Below are 18,065 nucleotides of genomic sequence, written 5' to 3'. Positions count from 1 at the left end.
CTACAAATACGTGCACACTCTGTAGCGGCGCGATTCATCGCGCGTTTTTTTAAAACCGGCGCGGGTTCTACCCGCGCTGCAATTTAATTAAAACGCGCATCGCGATCGGCGGTCAGATCGTACAGCTGGTACTTACGGCCCAGCATCTGACCACCGTCACGCGTCAGCGGCACCCAGTTCACCTGCGCACGGCCACGGGTTGGCGAGACGGTAAACAGATCCATCGGAATCGAAATATAGAAACCTTTGGTGAAATCCCCTTCGCCATACGCTTCGGCTGACACGTTGGTTTTGGTGGCGTAGAAGCCGACCATCACGCCGCTGTCAAAGCGCTTCGACACATCCAGCGTGACCCCTTTATCCTTCGCCAGATATTCACCGACGCTGGCTTTCACCAGCACATCCTGCATGAACCACGGACGCCAGTAAGCGGTAAGGTGCCCGGTCGGCGCCTTGTAATCGGTGAACTGCATCATGTTGTCCCAGTCACGCTGCTTCACGTAGTTCGCATCGAGACCGAAAGCCCAGTTGCTGTCCACCGGGCGATACAACAGCTCGCCGCCCACGCCGCCATACATGGTTTCCAGATAGCCACCGTACACCTGGCCGTAGAAGCCATTGCCGAGATAGCGCATGTAGTTGGCCTGCAGATCATTCACGTAAACGTTGTTCTCCACGTAGTCGCGAATGTGGGTGCGCACGCGCGGCAGCGTCGAGTCGGCTGGCGCGCCGTTGTAGTTGAACTTGTCATAGTTGTTGGCGATGTTGCCAAACAGGCTGCCGCCAATCAGCCAGTGATCGGTCAGCCAGTAATCGACATTGCCCATTACGCCGAGCTGATACATGTAGAAGCTTTCCGGACCGCCGACCGACTGGTTCAGCACCGGCGACAGGCTGTAGTTGAGGCGATCCTTACGGATGAAATAGCCCTGTTCGGTGGTGCCCGGATCGATCGGTTCTTCACGCGTCTGCTGCAGCGGCTGCTCATGGCCGAGCGGATAGCCGCGCAGTTCGTTATTCAGGCTGACCACATCGGTGCGCGTGGTGACCTGCGGCATGTTAAAGCGCGACTCGGTGACTTCAATCGTATCAATGCCCGCCGGCAGATTGTTCATGATGATGCGGTTAGCGCGGTCAACGCCTTCGCGCGTGTCGCGATATTTGGTCTGCTCACCGGAAACGTATAGCGTGCGGCCTTTGGTCTGGATGCGCGGACCATCCAGTCCGGCATTGTATTTCAGATCGGTAAGCTGATTAGCGACCACCGTCGGCTGCAGCAGATCGCCCTGCGGCTGTGGCTGATAAGCCGGTTTTGCGCTATCAAGGTGCGACTGGTGTAACGAATTAAAGTTGGTACGCACGGTCACGCCAAACATAAAAGTATTGCCGCGCTCGTAGCTGGCGTTGATATCCGCCCAGTCGGTAAGGCGATAGATTGCGCCAACGTTGACCTTACTGCGCTGCTCCAGCCGGCCGGCAAAATCGTCCTGATAATCGTTGCCTTCATACTCCAGCTTGAGACGCAGCGGCTGCCACGGCGTCTGGTATTCGATGCCACCAAACAGTGCCGCCGGACCGTGGAACATCTGCGAGCCGTTAATGGAACCCGCCGAACCGCCGCCGGTGCGGCTGCAGAAGCTATCGCTGTAGGAGCAGAACGGGTTTTTGATGGTGCCGCTGTTGCCGAGATAGCCCCAGCCCAGGCCGAGGCTAAAATCAAACGGCCCCCAGGCTTTACTCGCCACCAGATATTCACTGTCGAACAGGCCGGTACCGCCCAAATCGCGCGAACCCACCGCCACTTCCGGCAGCCAGAAGCTCTCCTGCCACAGTCGCAGCTTCAGGTCGAAGGCTTTGTCTTTATAGCTCTGGTTGCCGCTGAAGCCTTCCACCGCACTGTAGCGGCGGGTGCGTACGTCGGTATAGCGCACCGTGGTTTCCAGCCACGGGAACAGCTGCAATGACGCAGAATAGTAACGATATTGATCGTTATCGCGGAAGTTCAGGCTAAATTCGCCCTCTTTTGCCATGCGCGCGGTCGGCGTTTGCATCAGGCCCACGCCGCCAAAATCAGATTGTGAAGGACCGACCGGTTCCGGCCAGGTTTCCGCCTGCACCTGGCATGCGGCGGCGACAGAAGCAGCCAACAGGCTGAGGAGTAATTGTTTTTTCATCAGTCTGGCATCCGGTGAGTCAGAACGGAAAGCATGCGCGCATTCAAATCAGGCTGGCCCCAGGGCAGGCTCCATGTGGAAAAGCCCAGCCAGATGATGCTGCCAGGCTCGACTTCAACATGCCGCTGATTCCAGTAAGCGATCGGCACCTGCTGCGTCTCACCTGACGGCGCAATCACCGTGGCCACGCTGCGTTCGGCACCCGATAAACGCGCATGCGGCGCGAGGTAGTCACGCACCGTGCGTCCTGGCTGCCAGCTCTCACTGCCGGGATGGCTGAGTGCGCCCATCACCCGTACCTGCGTCGGCGCTGCCACGATGTACAGGTCGTAGCTGCCCTGCAGTTTACGGTTGGCTTCCGGACGCAGCCGCACCCAGTCGGGATCGAGCGAAGTAAACTGGCGCCCGGTAACCTGCAGGGCGCTGAGCTGCTGGATTACGCTGCCGATGGTTGCGGCCAGTGAAGTACCGCTGTCGGCCTGCCAGGCGCGCAGATCCGCCAGCAACTGAGCGTGCTGCTGCTGCGCCACGGCGGTCGCACCGCGTTCGGCAATCACCGTGCCCGGCCACCAGCTGTGCAGCGCCGGGTTCGTTACCAGTTCGCTCAGGGTGCTGGCATGATCGATTTGGAAACTGCGCTGATCGTGCGCAGGGTGTACCGTCACCTGGCTATCCGCCAGCGCGTGGCTGGCCGCCGCGAGGGCGAGTGCCGCCAGCAAAGAATTGATTTTTTTCATGATTTCGCCGGCTTCAGAAGGGTGGTTGCAATCGGGAACTGGTCAGCCGCCAGCATCTGCTGCGCCTGCAGCACCGTACCGTCGCGGTTATCGATCCAGAAGGTGTTCTGCCAGCTGACGCCGGGGCTCTCCATCTCTACCGTTTCGTGCCAGACGCGGCAGGGCACCCGCTCGCCGGCGAGGTTCAGCACTTCATCGTCGCCGCGCTGAAAGGTGGAGTGAGCGGTGGCGGCGCGCACGTTGTCCTGCTCGCGCCACTGCACGACGCGCGTCCACTGCGCGCCATTTTGCAGCCGCAGCGCATCGGCCAGCGGATCCTGCGCCAGGTTACTGACGGCCTGCAGGTTGTCGCGCAGGCCGAGGGTTTTCACCAGGCGGCCGTGCTGCATCACCAGCATGGCTTTATCCTGGGTTACCCATTTCTGCTGGCCGTTTTCCAGGTAGCCCAGCACCACAAAGATGCGCGGACCGTTGTCGACGCGCGCATACAGGCTGGCATAGGGCAGAGTAGCGATTTGTTCATCGCTGACGGTGACATCGTCCGGACCGCTGATGGCGAGCATCACGGTCTGTTCGAGGCCTTTTTGCGTTTGTGTGCAAGCCTGCAGCAACAGGCAAAGAAGCAGCAAAGAGAGTCGGCGCACTGTGTATCCCTGTCTCAATAGAGGCAAAAAAACAAAAAATAACCACACGACTGTGTGGTTATGTTTAAAGGTGCTACATCAACGAGTGGTGCTCGTTGTGGTAGTGGTTGTTGTACCGGTATTTGCACCGTCGCCACCGCCAGCAGCGGCAACGCCGAGACCCACTAACGCACCGAGTGCGCCGATACCCACAGCGGTGGTCGCACCGGTCGAGATTGCTCCCGCCTGCGCGCCTGCTGCAGCACCGGCTTCTTCCGGTGCGGCAATCGCAGCGGAAGAAACGGCAACGTAAAGTAAGGCTGCACCGGCAACCATCAGTTTTTTCATAACAACGTTTCCTGCATCTTGATAAAACGTGAATGAAGGATATTACCCGTCATACCGTACGCTGCCGTCCGATGGCCGCTGGGCCGCATGCAGCTGGCTAACCGTGGTCAGCGCGCAATAATGTTTCCCGGGCCGCCGGGCGACAGCGGGGAAGTATTCAGGGCAGCCTTGAAGGCGCGTTCAGTATAGGGCAACAAATTACCAGAGTTCAGCGCCAGAAAAAGAGGGGGATTAAGCAGGACATTTCTGGTGATAAATAAGGCGAATTGGCGTTAGCTGCTTTTTTTAATTGCGCTTTTTTCGCTGGCTGGAATATTTGCGCAGGACGTTATGGCACAGCAGCATTTTTCACTTTTGCATTAAAAAATGGCACGGAATAGGAATAATCAGATTTTCCTGAAAGGGTTAAAATAGAAAGACAAATTTAATCAGTTGCTTAGGTGGGTGAGGTGGACAAATCAGATCCATTTTTTATCAGATAAGCCCGCCACGCATGATGGCATCTTCCGATTTTCCTTAGGGCATTTTAAGAATTATCTAACCGCAGCGTGGTAGCAAAATCCGCTTATTTGCCGCGGGGCAGTTGATCGGAGCAAAAAAAAGGCGGCATGTGCTGCCGCCTGATGAGCCTGGGGGTGAAATTAACGCCAGGATTTGTAGCGATTAATTAAGCCATTGGTGGAGCTATCGTGACTGTTAATCTGCGCATCGTTTTCCAGCTCCGGCAGAATGCGGTTAGCCAGCTGTTTGCCCAGCTCAACGCCCCACTGATCGAAGGTGAAGATGTTGAGAATCGCGCCCTGAGTGAAGATCTTGTGCTCGTACAGCGCAATCAGCGCGCCGAGGCTGAACGGAGTAATTTCACGCAGCAGAATCGAGTTGGTCGGGCGGTTACCTTCAAACACCTTGAACGGCACGATATGCGCGACGGACTCCGCCGATTTACCGGCATCGGTAAACTCTTTCTCTACCACCTCGCGGGCTTTACCAAACGCCAGCGCTTCGGTCTGAGCAAAGAAGTTGGAAAGCAGCTTCTGGTGGTGATCGGCCAGCGCGTTGTGGGTCTGCGCCGGCGCAATGAAGTCGCATGGAATCAGCTTGGTACCCTGATGGATCAGCTGATAAAACGCGTGCTGCCCGTTGGTGCCGGGTTCACCCCAGATAATTGGGCCAGTCTGGTAATCCACCGGGTTGCCGTCGCGGTCGACGTACTTACCGTTGGACTCCATGTTGCCCTGCTGGAAGTAAGCGGCAAAACGGTGCATGTACTGGTCGTACGGCAGAATCGCTTCGGTTTCGGCACCGAAGAAGTTGTTGTACCAGATACCGATCAGCGCCAGCAGCACCGGCAGGTTTTGCTCCGCCGGCGTGTTCGCGAAGTGCTGGTCCATGGCATGCGCGCCGCTCAGCAGCTGTTCGAAGTTTTCGAAGCCGATGGACAGGATGATCGACAGACCGATGGCGGACCACAGTGAGTAGCGGCCGCCGACCCAGTCCCAGAACTCGAACATGTTGGCGGTATCAATACCAAATTCGCCGACCGCTTTCGCGTTGGTTGAGAGCGCGGCAAAGTGCTTCGCCACGTGCTGCTGATCGCCGGCGGTGTTCAGGAACCAGTCGCGCGCGCTGTGGGCGTTGGTCATGGTTTCCTGCGTGGTAAAGGTTTTCGACGCCACGAGGAACAGCGTGGTTTCCGGGCTAAGCGGTTTCAGCGTTTCGGCAATGTGCGTGCCATCAACGTTGGAGACAAAATGCATGTTGAGGTGGTTTTTATACGGACGCAGCGCTTCGGTCACCATGAACGGGCCGAGGTCTGAACCGCCGATACCGATGTTCACCACGTCAGTAATCGGCTTGCCGGTGTAGCCTTTCCACTCGCCGCTGATGATGCGCTCTGAGAAGGCTTTCATCTTCGCCAGCACCGCGTTCACTTCCGGCATTACATCTTTGCCATCCACGAGGATCGGCGTATTGCTGCGGTTGCGCAGGGCCACGTGCAGCACGGCGCGATCTTCGGTGCGGTTAATCTTCTCACCGGAGAACATGGATTTGATGGCGCCCGCCAGATCGGTCTCTTTCGCCAGCGCCTGGAGTTTGTCGAGGGTTTCCTGGGTGATGCGGTTTTTTGAGAAATCCACCAGCATCTGATCATCAAAGGTGGCAGAGAATTTCGCAAAACGATCGGCATCCTGCGCAAACAGGTCGGCAATCTCTACCGATTTCATCTGATCAAAATGCTGCTGCAGCGCTTTCCAGGCTGCGGTTTGTGTCGGATTGATATTTTTCATGGCAACACTCTTGTTGATATAAGAACCGTCATTCCATCCGGGCGCATCCTGTCTGGCCCGGCATGCTGAGCATTTGTTACGGCTTGCACGCGTTTCAGTATGACCACAGTTGCAACTGAAAGGAAAAAATTTGTGACGCCAGCCGCAGCGTTTCAGGTAAATCCGGCGGCGATTGTCGGCCGGTTCGCCGCGCATTACTCTGCGCGGCATCAGCAAAACACCGGTTTTTTCGCACCGCTGACTACTTTAGGCGGCTGGCGGCTTCCGGGTTTGTTTAGCAATGCGCTGCATAAGTGTAAAAATGAATTTTCCCGGCGCCGCAAGGCTGGACAGCGGAACAATTAATCAGTATTTTGTGCGCGCGACTTGCACCTCCGGGTGCAAGCCAGAAGAGGCGCGTCGCCCAGGCAGTGTGTTTGAGGATCCGTATCCAGCGAGAACACATCAGGGGGTGCGACGCCGAGGTGGTGCAACACGCGGAGTGTTGTGCTGTCGGCTGCAGGGGCTGAATCCTCTGGGTTGTCACCAGAAGCGTCCGCAGTCGGACGTTTCGCAAGGTGAAGTGCTTTTGGTGACTCATCTCCTGATCTTGTCTGTCCAATTCTGCTCTTCTCTTGTGCCAAGGCTGTTACCCGATCTTCTCTTCCGCGAATGGGAGGAGATAACCTGACACGAGGTTTTGTTACATGTCTCAATCGTTGATCGTGGCAAAATTTGGCGGCACCAGCGTTGCCGATTTCGATGCCATGAACCGCAGCGCGGACGTCGTGCTGTCTGATGCCAATACCCGTCTGGTGGTGCTCTCTGCCTCGGCGGGCGTGACTAACCTGCTGGTTTCGCTGGCTGAAGGCCAGGAACTCGAGCAGCGCGCTTATCTGCTGGATCAAATCCGCACCATTCAATATGCCATCATCGATCGCCTGCAGTCGCCGGACGTCATCCGTCAGGAGATTGATCGCATGCTGGAGAACATCATCATGCTGGCGGAAGCGGCGGCATTAGCCCGTTCGACCGCGCTGACCGATGAGCTGGTGAGCCACGGCGAACTGATGTCGAGCCTGCTGTTTGTGGAGATTCTGCGCGAGCGCCAGGTGAATGCCGAGTGGTTTGACGTACGCAAAGTGATGCGCACCAGCGACCGTTTTGGCCGCGCCGAGCCGGATGTGGCCGAGCTGAAAACGCTGGCAGCGGCTCAGCTGCAGCCGCGCACCGCAGAAGCGCTGGTGATCACGCAGGGCTTCATCGGCAGCGAAGGCAAAGGCCGCACCACCACGCTGGGCCGTGGCGGCAGCGATTACACCGCTGCGCTGCTCGGCGAAGCGCTGCAGGCGACGCGTGTGGATATCTGGACCGACGTGGCGGGCATCTACACCACCGACCCGCGTGTGGTGCCGCAGGCGAAACGCATCGAAGAGATCACTTTTGAAGAAGCGGCGGAGATGGCAATCTTCGGCGCGAAAGTGCTGCATCCGGCGACGCTGCTGCCGGCGGTGCGCAGTGATATTCCGGTGTTTGTCGGCTCCAGTAAAGATCCGGCGGCGGGCGGCACGCGCGTCTGCAACGAGACTAAAAATCCGCCGCTGTTCCGTGCGCTGGCACTGCGGCGCAAACAGACGCTGCTGACGCTGCACAGCCTGAACATGCTGCACGCGCACGGCTTCCTGGCGGAAGTGTTTGCTATCCTGGCGCGCCACAGTATTTCGGTTGATCTGGTTACCACCTCGGAAGTGAGCGTGGCGCTGACGCTGGATACCACCGGTTCAACCAGCACCGCCGACAGTCTGCTGACCCAGGCGCTGCTGACCGAGCTCTCTTCCCTGTGCCGGGTAGAAGTGGAAGAGAATCTGGCGCTGGTGGCGATCATCGGCAACAACCTGTCGAAAGCCTGCGGCGTCGGCAAAGAGGTATTCGGCGCGCTGGAGCCGTTTAACCTGCGCATGATTTGCTACGGCGCAAGCAGCTACAACCTGTGCTTCCTGGTACCAACGCCGGACGCGGAAGAAGTGGTGCGCGCGCTGCATAAGAATCTGTTCGAATCTTAATTGACGCGTAAGTCACCCGAAGCCGGACAATGTCCGGCTTTTTTTATCTCTGCCGTTCAGCCTGACGCTATTTCGGACAAATGCCAGCGGAATGCCCGTGTCTGCCCGGCGATCTTTAGCAGCCGATAGGCATTTTCTGTCGTCGGCCACGCTTATGATAATGAAATGTTATGATCCGGCGCAGGTCGCTGCGGTCGTTCCCCGCGCGCCGTTTCATCTGTGGCAAAAAACCAATTAAGTAAAACGCTAAGGACATTTCTTCATGCTCGCCAAACTCACCCGCCTGTTTCCGCTCTGGGCCGTACTGCTGTCCGTTGCAGCCTATTATTCGCCGTCCACCTTCCTCGGCATCGGGCCGTGGGTAACCTACCTGCTGATGCTGATCATGTTCGGCATGGGCGTGACGCTCAACATTGATGATTTTAAACGCGTGCTGGTGCGTCCGGCGCCGGTGGTTGCCGGCACGTTCCTGCACTATCTGGTGATGCCGCTGGCGGCCTGGGCGCTGGCGAAACTGTTCCAGATGCCGCCGGATCTGGCCGCCGGGATGATTCTGGTCGGCAGCGTGGCCAGCGGGACAGCCTCGAACGTGATGATTTATCTGGCGAAGGGCGACGTGGCGCTGTCGGTGACCATCTCGTCGGTTTCGGCGCTGGTGGGCGTGTTCGCGACGCCGCTGCTGACGCGCTTCTACGTAGATACCCACATTCAGGTCGATGTGGTGGGCATGCTGCTCAGCATCGTCAAAATCGTGGTGATCCCGATTGGGCTTGGCCTGATTATTCACCACTCCATGAACAGCGTGGTGCGCCGCGTTGAGCCGTATCTGCCGGCGTTTTCGATGGTGTGTATTCTGCTGATCATTAGCGCGGTGGTCGCCGGTAGCCAGGGCTTTATCGGCTCGGTAGGGCTGATGGTGATCGCGGCGGTGATCCTGCACAACGCCATTGGGCTGCTCGGCGGCTACTGGGGTGGCAAGCTGTTTGGCTTTGACGAATCCACCTGTCGCACGCTGGCGCTGGAAGTCGGTATGCAGAACTCCGGACTGGCGGCCACGCTGGGCAAACTGTACTTCTCACCGCTGGCCGCACTGCCCGGCGCACTGTTCTCGGTGTGGCACAACCTCTCCGGTTCGCTGCTGGCGGGTTACTGGTCGGGTAAAACGATTGAGAAGAAGCAGAAATAACGGGGCATGCGTACCGGTGGTCATCAATGACGATCGGTTACGCACCATCGTCCTGTTGATACCGGTGCGCATAAATGCGCACCCTACAAAAAACACGCGATAACCTTGCAGAGGGGCAATAAATGCGCCCTCTGCAAAACGTGCGATAACTTTGTAGGGGCGCCATTCATGGCGACCGTAAACGCTCAACGGTCAAGGGTTCCCCCATAAATGCGCCCTCTGTAAAAACGCGCAATAATCTTGTAGGGTCGCCATTCATGGCGACCGCAAACACGCAACGGACAGCGTGGCGTCATCAATCGTCATTCAAAATATTCCACAGGCGCACTAATCCTCACCTCATATAAATATGCAAGCATTAAGAACCCCTACACGGGCCAGCCCGATTTATTCTTTTTTTACTGATGCAGGAAAAGCCAGAAAGGGAAACAGTAAATAAGGCGCAACGATCAAAAGAATAAACACTCCCCGTGAATATCCCGCATCGTTTATTCTTCTGCTGCCACAAGCCAGCGATGGCAGAACGAAAAGCAGTAAAGGAATCCATGCTATTTCATTCGTGAATGAAGCGAACACACTGAGATAACAACAAAACCAGATAATCTGGAACATCATAAAAATGATGTAGCATAAGCGGCTATCTTTGCCACTATAATCAAACGTCTTAATCAATCCATTCTTTATGGATGTTAGTAAGAGGGTCAGCGCCATTTTATTCTAACCACCACAAAAATGATGAGAGACAGCAAGCTGTTCACCGTCGAAAAACACGTAAAGTAGAGATTTTACGATAAACCGGATAACGCGTGTTGTGAACCTGAATGTTGTCTATTAAATACCAGGCAATAACATGTGTTGAATCATGCTATTACTGGTATTATTAATTAGCGCCGCCAGCATGCGAAACATTACAGCTTCAGGTAAACCCGAATCCCGTCCAGGAACATCTGCGTCGCCAGCATAATCAGGATCAAACCCATTAATCGCTCCAGCGCATTAACGCCTTTATCCCCCAGCAGGCGCAGGAACAGGCCGGACATCAGCAGAATCACTACCGTGACGCCCCAGGCAATCAGCAGGGCGCCGACCAGGTGCGTCATCTGATTGGGATACTGGTGTGACAGCAGCATCAGGGTGGCGAGCAGTGAGGGCCCGGCGACCAGCGGGATCGCCAGCGGCACCAGGAACGGCTCTTCACCGGCGGGCAGGCCGCTGGTGCTGGTCTCGCCGGACGGAAAAATCATGCGAATGGCGATCAGAAACAGAATGATGCCGCCGGAAATCGATACCGTTTCGGTGCGCAGATTAAGAAACGCCAGAATGCGTTCACCGGCGAACAGGAACAGCAGCATCAGAATCAAGGCGATCAGCATCTCGCGCATCAGCACCACGCGGCGGCGCTTCGGCTCCAGGTGCTTCAGCACCGACATGAAAATCGGCAGGTTGCCCAGCGGGTCCATAATCAACAGCAACAATATGGTCGCGGATATCATTTCAGTCATCAGAGGTAAACCATCCCTTCAGGTCGGCCACAGCCGTTATAAGTTGTACTGCTGAAAAAGTTAGCGCAATCGAATTAATTCACTTGCCAGAAGTGCTGCATTTTGTAGAGTTGTGGGTCATAGGTAAACCTGATTATTACGCAGACTGGCGCATTGCTGGCGCTGGTCTTTTTTCGCACCACCCAGGCCCCGGCCCGAGTTCCTGAGACGGACAGAAAATGAAGAATGTAGGTTTTGTTGGTTGGCGTGGCATGGTCGGCTCTGTGCTGATGTCACGTATGAGCGAAGAACGCGATTTCGATGTGATCAATCCGGTCTTCTTCTCCACTTCGCAACTGGGTCAGGCTGCGCCGACGTTTGGCGGTAAGTCGACCGGTGCGCTGCAGGATGCGTTTGATATTGAGGCGCTGAAGGCGCTGGATATCATCATCACCTGCCAGGGCGGCGATTATACCAGTGAAGTCTACCCGAAGCTGCGCGAGAGCGGCTGGCAGGGCTACTGGATTGATGCGGCCTCCACGCTGCGCATGAAAGATGACGCCATCATTATTCTTGATCCGGTCAACCATCAGGTGATTCGTCAGGGCCTCGACAGTGGCATCAAAACCTTTGTCGGCGGTAACTGCACCGTCAGCCTGATGCTGATGTCGCTGGGCGGACTGTTCGCTAACGACCTGGTCGAATGGGCCTCCGTCGCGACGTATCAGGCGGCCTCCGGCGGCGGCGCGCGCCATATGCGCGAACTGTTGACCCAGATGGGCATGCTGCACGACCACGTTGCGACTTCGCTGCAAAATCCGGCCTCCGCCATTCTCGACATTGAGCGCAGCGTGACTGACTTTACCCGTTCCGGCACGCTGCCGACCGACAACTTCGGCGTACCGCTGGCCGGCAGCCTGATCCCGTGGATCGACAAGCAGCTGGACAACGGCCAGAGCCGCGAAGAATGGAAAGGCCAGGCGGAGACCAACAAAATTCTCTCGACCCGTCACACCATTCCGGTCGATGGCCTGTGCGTGCGCGTCGGCGCGTTGCGCTGCCACAGCCAGGCGTTCACGTTGAAGCTGAAGAAAGATGTGCCGCTGAACGAAATCGAACAGCTGCTGGCCGCGCACAACGAGTGGGTGAAAGTGGTGCCGAACGATCGCGACATCACCATGCGTGAACTGACGCCTGCTGCGGTGACCGGTACGCTGACCACGCCGGTGGGCCGTCTGCGTAAGCTGAACATGGGACCGGAGTATCTGTCGGCCTTCACCGTCGGCGATCAGTTACTGTGGGGCGCTGCCGAACCGCTGCGTCGCATGCTGCGTTTGCTGATCGACTAAGCGCAGCGCGAATCCAGACAGGCCGGGGTTTCCCGGCCTTTTTTCTTTCCACGGGAGTGCAAAACTTAACCCAAATTGCGCCCGACAAGTGATCAGCTTCCCCTTTTTGCTCGCCCGATAACAATTTTTTGCGTTCCACCCTGGCTTCTGCCAACCCCAAGCTATGATTTAACAGTGATGTGCCGGTTGTTAACTGTTTTTACTTTGCGAATGGAATAGTTGTTGTACACGGCCAGGATCTTTCCCACGGAGGGTGTCCTTCCTTGCTGCTGTATGTATGGCTCATGAAAAGCAGCGCACCTATAGCGACAATCCTGTCTCTCCGGTCGCCTGCGCAAAAAATCATAGGAAGAAAGTCATGTCAGAGCTTCCCGATCGCCATGCGATCAATGCCCTTTTCGCCGGGAATTATGCCGACCCCTTCTCAGTACTGGGGATGCACCAGACCACACAAGGTCTCGAAGTGCGTGCGCTGTTACCGGATGCATCCGAAGTCTGGGTGATTGAAACCAACACCGGCCGCAAATGCGCCCAGCTTAAATGTCTTGATTCGCGCGGCTTCTTCAGCGGCGTGATCCCGCGCCGTAAAAACCTGTTTCGCTACCAGCTGGCAGTCAACTGGCACGGCCAGCAAAACCTGATCGACGATGCCTACCGCTTTGGCCCGCTGCTGGCGGAGATGGATGCCTGGCTGCTGGCCGAAGGCACGCACCTGCGACCGTATGAAACGCTCGGCGCGCACGGTACCACCATTGATGGCGTCGCCGGCACGCGCTTCGCCGTCTGGGCCCCGAACGCGCAGCGCGTTTCGGTGGTAGGCGAGTTTAACTTTTGGGATGGCCGCCGCCATCCGATGCGTTTCCGCCGCGAGCTCGGCATCTGGGAGCTGTTTGTCCCCGGCGCGGTTAACGGCCAGCTGTACAAATTCGAGATCATTGATGCGCACGGTCAGATGCGCATCAAAGCCGATCCGTTCGCCTTCGAGGCGCAAATGCGCCCGCAGACCGCCTCGATGATCTGCGGCCTGCCGCCGAAGCTGGAGATGCAGCCACAGCGCAAAATCGCCAACGGCTTTGACCAGCCGATCTCCATTTACGAGGTGCATCTCGGTTCGTGGCGTCGCCACACCGACAACAATTTCTGGCTGAGTTACAAAGAGCTGGCCGAACAGCTGGTGCCCTATGTCAAAGAGATGGGGTTTACCCATATCGAACTGTTACCGATCAACGAGCATCCGTTCGACGGCAGCTGGGGCTATCAGCCACTCGGCATGTACGCGCCTACGCGCCGCTTCGGCACGCGCGATGAGTTTCGGCATTTCATCGCCGCCGCGCACGAAGCGGGCCTCAACGTGCTGCTCGACTGGGTGCCGGGCCACTTCCCCAGTGACGATTTTGGCCTCGCCAAATTCGACGGTACCGAGCTGTACGAGCACAGCGATCCGCGCGAAGGCTACCATCAGGACTGGAATACGCTGATCTACAACTTTGGCCGGCGCGAAGTCAGCAACTATCTCTCCGGCAATGCGCTGTACTGGATGGAGCGCTTCGGCATTGATGGCCTGCGCGTCGATGCGGTGGCGTCAATGATCTATCGCGACTACAGCCGCAAAGAGGGTGAGTGGGTACCTAACCAGTTTGGCGGCCGTGAAAACCTCGAAGCCATCGCCTTCCTGCGCCACACCAACCGCACGCTGGGCCGCGCCGCACCCGGCAGCATCAGCGTGGCGGAAGAGTCTACCGATTATCCCGGCGTGACGCGGCCATCCGAAGATGGCGGCCTGGGCTTCTGGTTCAAATGGAACCTCGGCTGGATGCACGACACCCTCGACTACATGAAGCTCGATCCGGTGCATCGCCGCTACCATCATCAGCTGATGACCTTCGGCATGCTGTACAACTACACGGAAAACTTCGTGCTGCCGCTGTCGCACGACGAAGTGGTACACGGCAAAAAGTCGATCCTCGACCGCATGCCGGGTGATACCTGGCAGAAGTTTGCCAACCTGCGCGCCTATTACGGCTGGATGTGGGGCTTTCCCGGCAAAAAACTGCAGTTCATGGGCAATGAATTCGCTCAGGGACGCGAGTGGAACCATGATACCAGCCTCGACTGGCATCTGCTGGAGGGGCTGGATAACTGGCACCACGGCGTGCAGCGTCTGGTACGTGACCTGAACCACAGCTATCGCCACTTTTCGCCGCTCTATCAGCTCGATTTCGATGCCAGCGGCTTCGAGTGGCTGGTGGTCGACGATCACGAAAACTCGGTCTTTGTGTTTGTGCGCCGCGACCGCGAGGGCAATGAACTGATTGTCGCCAGTAACTTCACGCCGGTGCCGCGCCACAACTATCGCTTCGGCGTGAATCAGCGTGGCGGCTGGCGCGAAGTGCTGAACACCGATCAGCATGATTATCACGGCAGCGATCTGCGTAATCACGGTATCGTCCATACCGATGACATCGCCAGCCACGGGCGCGCGCAGTCGCTAAGCCTGACGCTGCCGCCGCTCGCCACGCTGTGGCTGGTGCGGGAGGGCGATTGATGCTCCAGCCGGGCCAGCCGGTACCGCCGGGTGCCCATTATGACGGGCGCGGCGTCAACTTTACGCTGTTCTCGCGCCACGCGGAGCGGGTGGAGCTGTGCCTGTTTGATGAACAGGGGAGTGAGCAGCGTTTTCCTCTGCCGGCGCGCAGCGGTGACATCTGGCATGGCTATGTTCCAGCGCTAAAGCCGGGCCAGCGCTATGGCTACCGCGTGCATGGGCCGTGGCAGCCAGAGCGCGGTCATCGTTTCAATCCGGCCAAACTGCTGGTCGATCCCTGTGCCAAAGCGGTATGCGGCGCGGTGCCAGACGACGCGCGCCTGCTGGGTGGAGAGTGGCAGCAGGATGATGCCGACAGCGCTGGCGTTGCGCCCAAATCTCTGGTGATCGCCGACGATTTTGACTGGCAGGACGATTGTGCGCCGCGCACGCCGTGGGGCAAGACGGTGATTTACGAGGCGCACGTTCGCGGCCTGACGCAGCAGCATCCGGAAATTCCGGAAAGGCTACGCGGGACATATGCGGCGCTGGGGCATCCTGCTATGGTGAGCTATCTGCGCCGGCTGGGTATCACCGCGCTGGAGCTGCTGCCGATAGCCGCATTTGCCAGCGAGCCGCGCCTGCAACGGCTCGGCCTGAGCAACTACTGGGGCTACAACCCGTTTGCGCTGTGGGCGCTGCATCCGCATTACACGGCGGGTGAAGCGGGCCAGACGCCGCTGCAGGAGTTTCAGCAGGCGGTAAAAGCGCTGCACGCGGCGGGCATTGAAGTGATTCTGGACGTGGTGTTCAACCACAGCGCCGAGCTGGAAGAGATTGGCCCGACACTGTCGCTGCGCGGCGTCGACAACGCCAGCTATTACTGGCTGGGCGATAACGGTGAATATCACAACTGGACCGGCTGCGGTAATACGCTGAACCTCAGCGATCCGCAGGTGCTTGACTGGGCGCTGGGCGCGCTGCGTTACTGGGTGCAAACCTGCCACGTTGACGGCTTTCGTTTCGATCTGGCCAGCGTGCTCGGGCGCACGCCGGATTATCGCCAGGATGCGCCGCTATTTGTGGCCATGCAGGCCTGCCCGGTGCTGTCGCAGGTGAAACTGATCGCTGAACCCTGGGATATCGGCCCCGGCGGCTATCAGGTGGGCAACTTTCCGCCGGGCTTCGCCGAATGGAACGACCACTTTCGCGATACGGCGCGCCGCTACTGGCTGCACGGTGAGTTGAGTAATGGTGATTTTGCCCGCCGCTTTGCCGGCTCCAGCGATGTATTTCAGCGCGCGGCGCGTCTGCCGCACGCCAGCATTAATTTGATCACCGCGCACGACGGCTTCACGCTGCGTGACGTGGTGAGTTATAACCAGAAGCATAATCAGGCCAACGGCGAAGATAATCGCGACGGCAGCAGCAGTAATTTCAGCCATAACCATGGTTTTGAAGGGCTGCAGGGCAACTTCGATGTGGTCGAGCGGCGGCGGCGCAGCGTGCACGCATTGCTGACCACGCTGCTGCTGGCGCAGGGCACGCCGATGCTGCTGGCCGGTGACGAACGCGGTCACAGTCAGCACGGCAACAATAATGCGTACTGTCAGGATAACCCACTCACCTGGCTGAACTGGCAACAGGATGATTTTGGACTGGTCGACTTCACTGCCGCGTTAATCCGGCTGCGTCAGCATATTCCCGCGCTGACGCAGGACAGCTGGTGGCAGGAGGGCGATGGCAACGTGCAGTGGTTGAATGCCAGCGGCAAACCACTGGAAAGGGATGAGTGGGAACAGGGGATGCACAGACTGCAGATCCTGCTCTCCGGCCGCTGGTTACTAACGATAAACGCCACGGATTCGGTGAGTGACCTTGCCTTACCAGACGGAGAATGGCGAGCCATTCCTCCTTTCGCCGGGGAAGATAACCCCATCCTGACAACTGTCTGGCACGGGCCCGCACACGGCGTGTGTGTGTTCCTAAAGCAATCATAAGGAGTCAGACATGGTGAAATTAGATAGAAACGACCCCCTGATGCTGGCGCGCCAGCTCCCTACACAGACGGTTGCCCTGATCCTTGCTGGCGGGCGCGGTACGCGCCTGAAAGATCTTACCGCCAAACGCGCCAAGCCTGCCGTGCACTTCGGCGGCAAGTTCCGCATCATCGACTTTGCGCTCTCCAACTGTATCAACTCCGGGATTCGGCGCATCGGCGTCATCACCCAATATCAGTCACATACGCTGACGCAGCACATTCAGCGCGGCTGGTCATTGTTCAACGAAGAGATGAATGAGTTTGTCGATCTGCTGCCGGCGCAGCAGCGCGCCTCGACCGAACACTGGTATCGCGGTACCGCCGATGCGGTCACGCAGAATCTCGACATCATTCGCCGCTATAACGCGCAGTACATCGTGATTCTCGCCGGGGATCACATCTACAAAATGGATTACTCGCGCATGCTGCTCGACCACGCCGATCGTGGCGCTAAGTGCACCATCGCCTGTCTGCCCGTACCGCTGCATGAGGCCACCGCGTTTGGCGTGATGGCAGTCGATGCGGACAACAATGTAATCGATTTCGTTGAGAAACCGGCGCAGCCGCCGTCCATGCCGGGCGACGACAGCAAAGCGCTGGCCAGCATGGGCATCTACGTGTTCAACGCCGATTACCTCTATGAACTGCTGGAGGAGGATTTGCAGATCGCCGACTCGAGCCACGATTTCGGTAAAGATCTGCTGCCGAAGATCGTCGCCAGCGGCGAAGCCTACGCGCACTCCTTCACGCTGTCGTGCGTACAGAACGACGAAAACGCGGAACCTTACTGGCGCGACGTCGGTACGCTGGAAGCTTACTGGCGCGCCAACCTCGATCTGGCCTCGGTGACGCCCGAACTCGATATGTATGACCACGAATGGCCGATTCGTACTCACATGGAACCGCTGCCGCCGGCCAAATTTGTCCAGGATCGATCCGGCAGTCACGGCATGACCATGAACTCGCTGGTCTCCGGCGGCTGCATTATCTCCGGCTCGGTGGTGGTGAATTCGGTGCTGTTCCCGCGCGTGCGCGTTAACTCGTTTTGCAATATTGATTCGGCGGTGCTGCTGCCCGATGTGGTTATCGGGCGATCGTGCCGTTTGCGTCGCTGCGTCATAGACCGTGCCTGCGTCATTCCGGAAGGCATGGTGATTGGCGAAAATCCGGATGAGGATAGTCGCCGTTTTTACCGTTCAGAAGAGGGCATCGTACTGGTGACGCGCGCCATGCTGGCCAAATTGGCCGCTGCGGGTCAGTAAGTGACGAAAG

At 57.8% G+C, this 18,065-nt stretch carries 14 protein-coding genes and 1 riboswitch; of the genes, 7 read left to right on the top strand and 7 right to left on the bottom strand.

The window, feature by feature from the left end; genetic code table 11:
- Positions 1 to 83 precede the first annotated feature (83 nt).
- The 5 genes from ABVR31_RS17925 to pgi all read right to left on the bottom strand — a co-directional run bounded on the left by ABVR31_RS17925 (position 84) and on the right by pgi (position 6,170).
- Positions 84 to 2,174, bottom strand: a complete 2,091-nt coding sequence (locus ABVR31_RS17925) for a YjbH domain-containing protein (RefSeq protein ID WP_150059130.1) — start codon at positions 2,172 to 2,174, stop codon at positions 84 to 86.
- Complete coding sequence (locus tag ABVR31_RS17920) at positions 2,174 to 2,911, bottom strand: capsule biosynthesis GfcC D2 domain-containing protein (protein ID WP_372773729.1); 738 nt, start codon at positions 2,909 to 2,911, stop codon at positions 2,174 to 2,176. Before ABVR31_RS17920 ends, ABVR31_RS17925 begins: the two co-directional genes overlap by 1 nt.
- Positions 2,908 to 3,555, bottom strand: coding sequence for a YjbF family lipoprotein (locus ABVR31_RS17915; protein WP_125309294.1), 648 nt, complete (start codon positions 3,553 to 3,555; stop codon positions 2,908 to 2,910). Before ABVR31_RS17915 ends, ABVR31_RS17920 begins: the two co-directional genes overlap by 4 nt.
- Before the next feature lie 78 nt (positions 3,556 to 3,633).
- Positions 3,634 to 3,882 (bottom strand): exopolysaccharide production protein YjbE, encoded by a 249-nt coding sequence (gene yjbE, locus ABVR31_RS17910; protein ID WP_021508031.1) that lies wholly within the window; start codon positions 3,880 to 3,882, stop codon positions 3,634 to 3,636.
- A 641-nt stretch (positions 3,883 to 4,523) separates the two neighbouring features.
- Complete coding sequence (pgi, locus tag ABVR31_RS17905) at positions 4,524 to 6,170, bottom strand: glucose-6-phosphate isomerase (RefSeq protein ID WP_021508030.1); 1,647 nt, start codon at positions 6,168 to 6,170, stop codon at positions 4,524 to 4,526.
- Positions 6,171 to 6,269: 99 nt separating this feature from the next.
- Here pgi and ABVR31_RS17900 point away from each other — a divergent pair, with 99 nt between their 5' ends.
- The 3 genes from ABVR31_RS17900 (at position 6,270) to panS (ending at position 9,398) form a co-directional block, all read left to right on the top strand.
- The gene (locus tag ABVR31_RS17900) at positions 6,270 to 6,515 is read left to right on the top strand and encodes a hypothetical protein (protein ID WP_125309290.1); all 246 of its coding nucleotides are present in this window, start codon (positions 6,270 to 6,272) and stop codon (positions 6,513 to 6,515) included.
- A gap of 36 nt (positions 6,516 to 6,551) precedes the next feature.
- A riboswitch (Lysine riboswitch) is annotated at positions 6,552 to 6,746 on the top strand.
- A gap of 110 nt (positions 6,747 to 6,856) precedes the next feature.
- Positions 6,857 to 8,212, top strand: a complete 1,356-nt coding sequence (lysC, locus tag ABVR31_RS17895; protein ID WP_021508028.1) for a lysine-sensitive aspartokinase 3 — start codon at positions 6,857 to 6,859, stop codon at positions 8,210 to 8,212.
- Between the two features lie 262 nt (positions 8,213 to 8,474).
- Positions 8,475 to 9,398 (top strand): ketopantoate/pantoate/pantothenate transporter PanS, encoded by a 924-nt coding sequence (gene panS / locus ABVR31_RS17890; RefSeq protein WP_058769993.1) that lies wholly within the window; start codon positions 8,475 to 8,477, stop codon positions 9,396 to 9,398.
- 387 nt (positions 9,399 to 9,785) lie between these two features.
- Here the strand turns inward: panS and ABVR31_RS17885 are convergent, their stop codons facing one another.
- Both ABVR31_RS17885 and ABVR31_RS17880 read right to left on the bottom strand, forming a co-directional pair.
- Positions 9,786 to 10,109 carry a DUF805 domain-containing protein gene (locus ABVR31_RS17885; protein ID WP_372773724.1) on the bottom strand — a complete coding sequence of 108 codons (324 nt, stop codon included), beginning with the start codon at positions 10,107 to 10,109 and terminating at the stop codon, positions 9,786 to 9,788.
- Between the two features lie 197 nt (positions 10,110 to 10,306).
- Entirely contained in the window at positions 10,307 to 10,900 is a 594-nt protein-coding gene (locus ABVR31_RS17880) for a YhgN family NAAT transporter (RefSeq protein WP_031279795.1), read from the bottom strand.
- A gap of 218 nt (positions 10,901 to 11,118) precedes the next feature.
- On the opposite strand from ABVR31_RS17880, the gene asd reads away from it, so the two are divergent.
- The 4 genes from asd (at position 11,119) to glgC (ending at position 18,055) form a co-directional block, all read left to right on the top strand.
- A complete protein-coding gene (gene asd, locus ABVR31_RS17875; RefSeq protein WP_031279794.1) occupies positions 11,119 to 12,228 on the top strand; it encodes an aspartate-semialdehyde dehydrogenase in 1,110 nt (369 codons plus the stop codon).
- A gap of 358 nt (positions 12,229 to 12,586) precedes the next feature.
- On the top strand, positions 12,587 to 14,773 hold the full coding sequence (gene glgB / locus ABVR31_RS17870; RefSeq protein ID WP_058757592.1) for a 1,4-alpha-glucan branching enzyme: 2,187 nt from the start codon (positions 12,587 to 12,589) through the stop codon (positions 14,771 to 14,773).
- Positions 14,773 to 16,752 carry a glycogen debranching protein GlgX gene (gene glgX, locus ABVR31_RS17865; RefSeq protein ID WP_372773721.1) on the top strand — a complete coding sequence of 660 codons (1,980 nt, stop codon included), beginning with the start codon at positions 14,773 to 14,775 and terminating at the stop codon, positions 16,750 to 16,752. The genes glgB and glgX overlap by 1 nt, the downstream gene beginning before the upstream one ends.
- Before the next feature lie 10 nt (positions 16,753 to 16,762).
- A complete protein-coding gene (gene glgC, locus ABVR31_RS17860) occupies positions 16,763 to 18,055 on the top strand; it encodes a glucose-1-phosphate adenylyltransferase (RefSeq protein WP_058757590.1) in 1,293 nt (430 codons plus the stop codon).
- The last annotated feature ends 10 nt before the right edge of the window (positions 18,056 to 18,065 follow it).

Origin of the sequence: Pantoea sp. WEP, assembly GCF_041678305.1 — a bacterium.
Taxonomy (GTDB): domain Bacteria; phylum Pseudomonadota; class Gammaproteobacteria; order Enterobacterales; family Enterobacteriaceae; genus Pantoea; species Pantoea dispersa.
The sequence above is the reverse complement of the archived record's forward strand: the minus strand, read 5'-3'. Positions and strand labels throughout refer to the sequence as shown.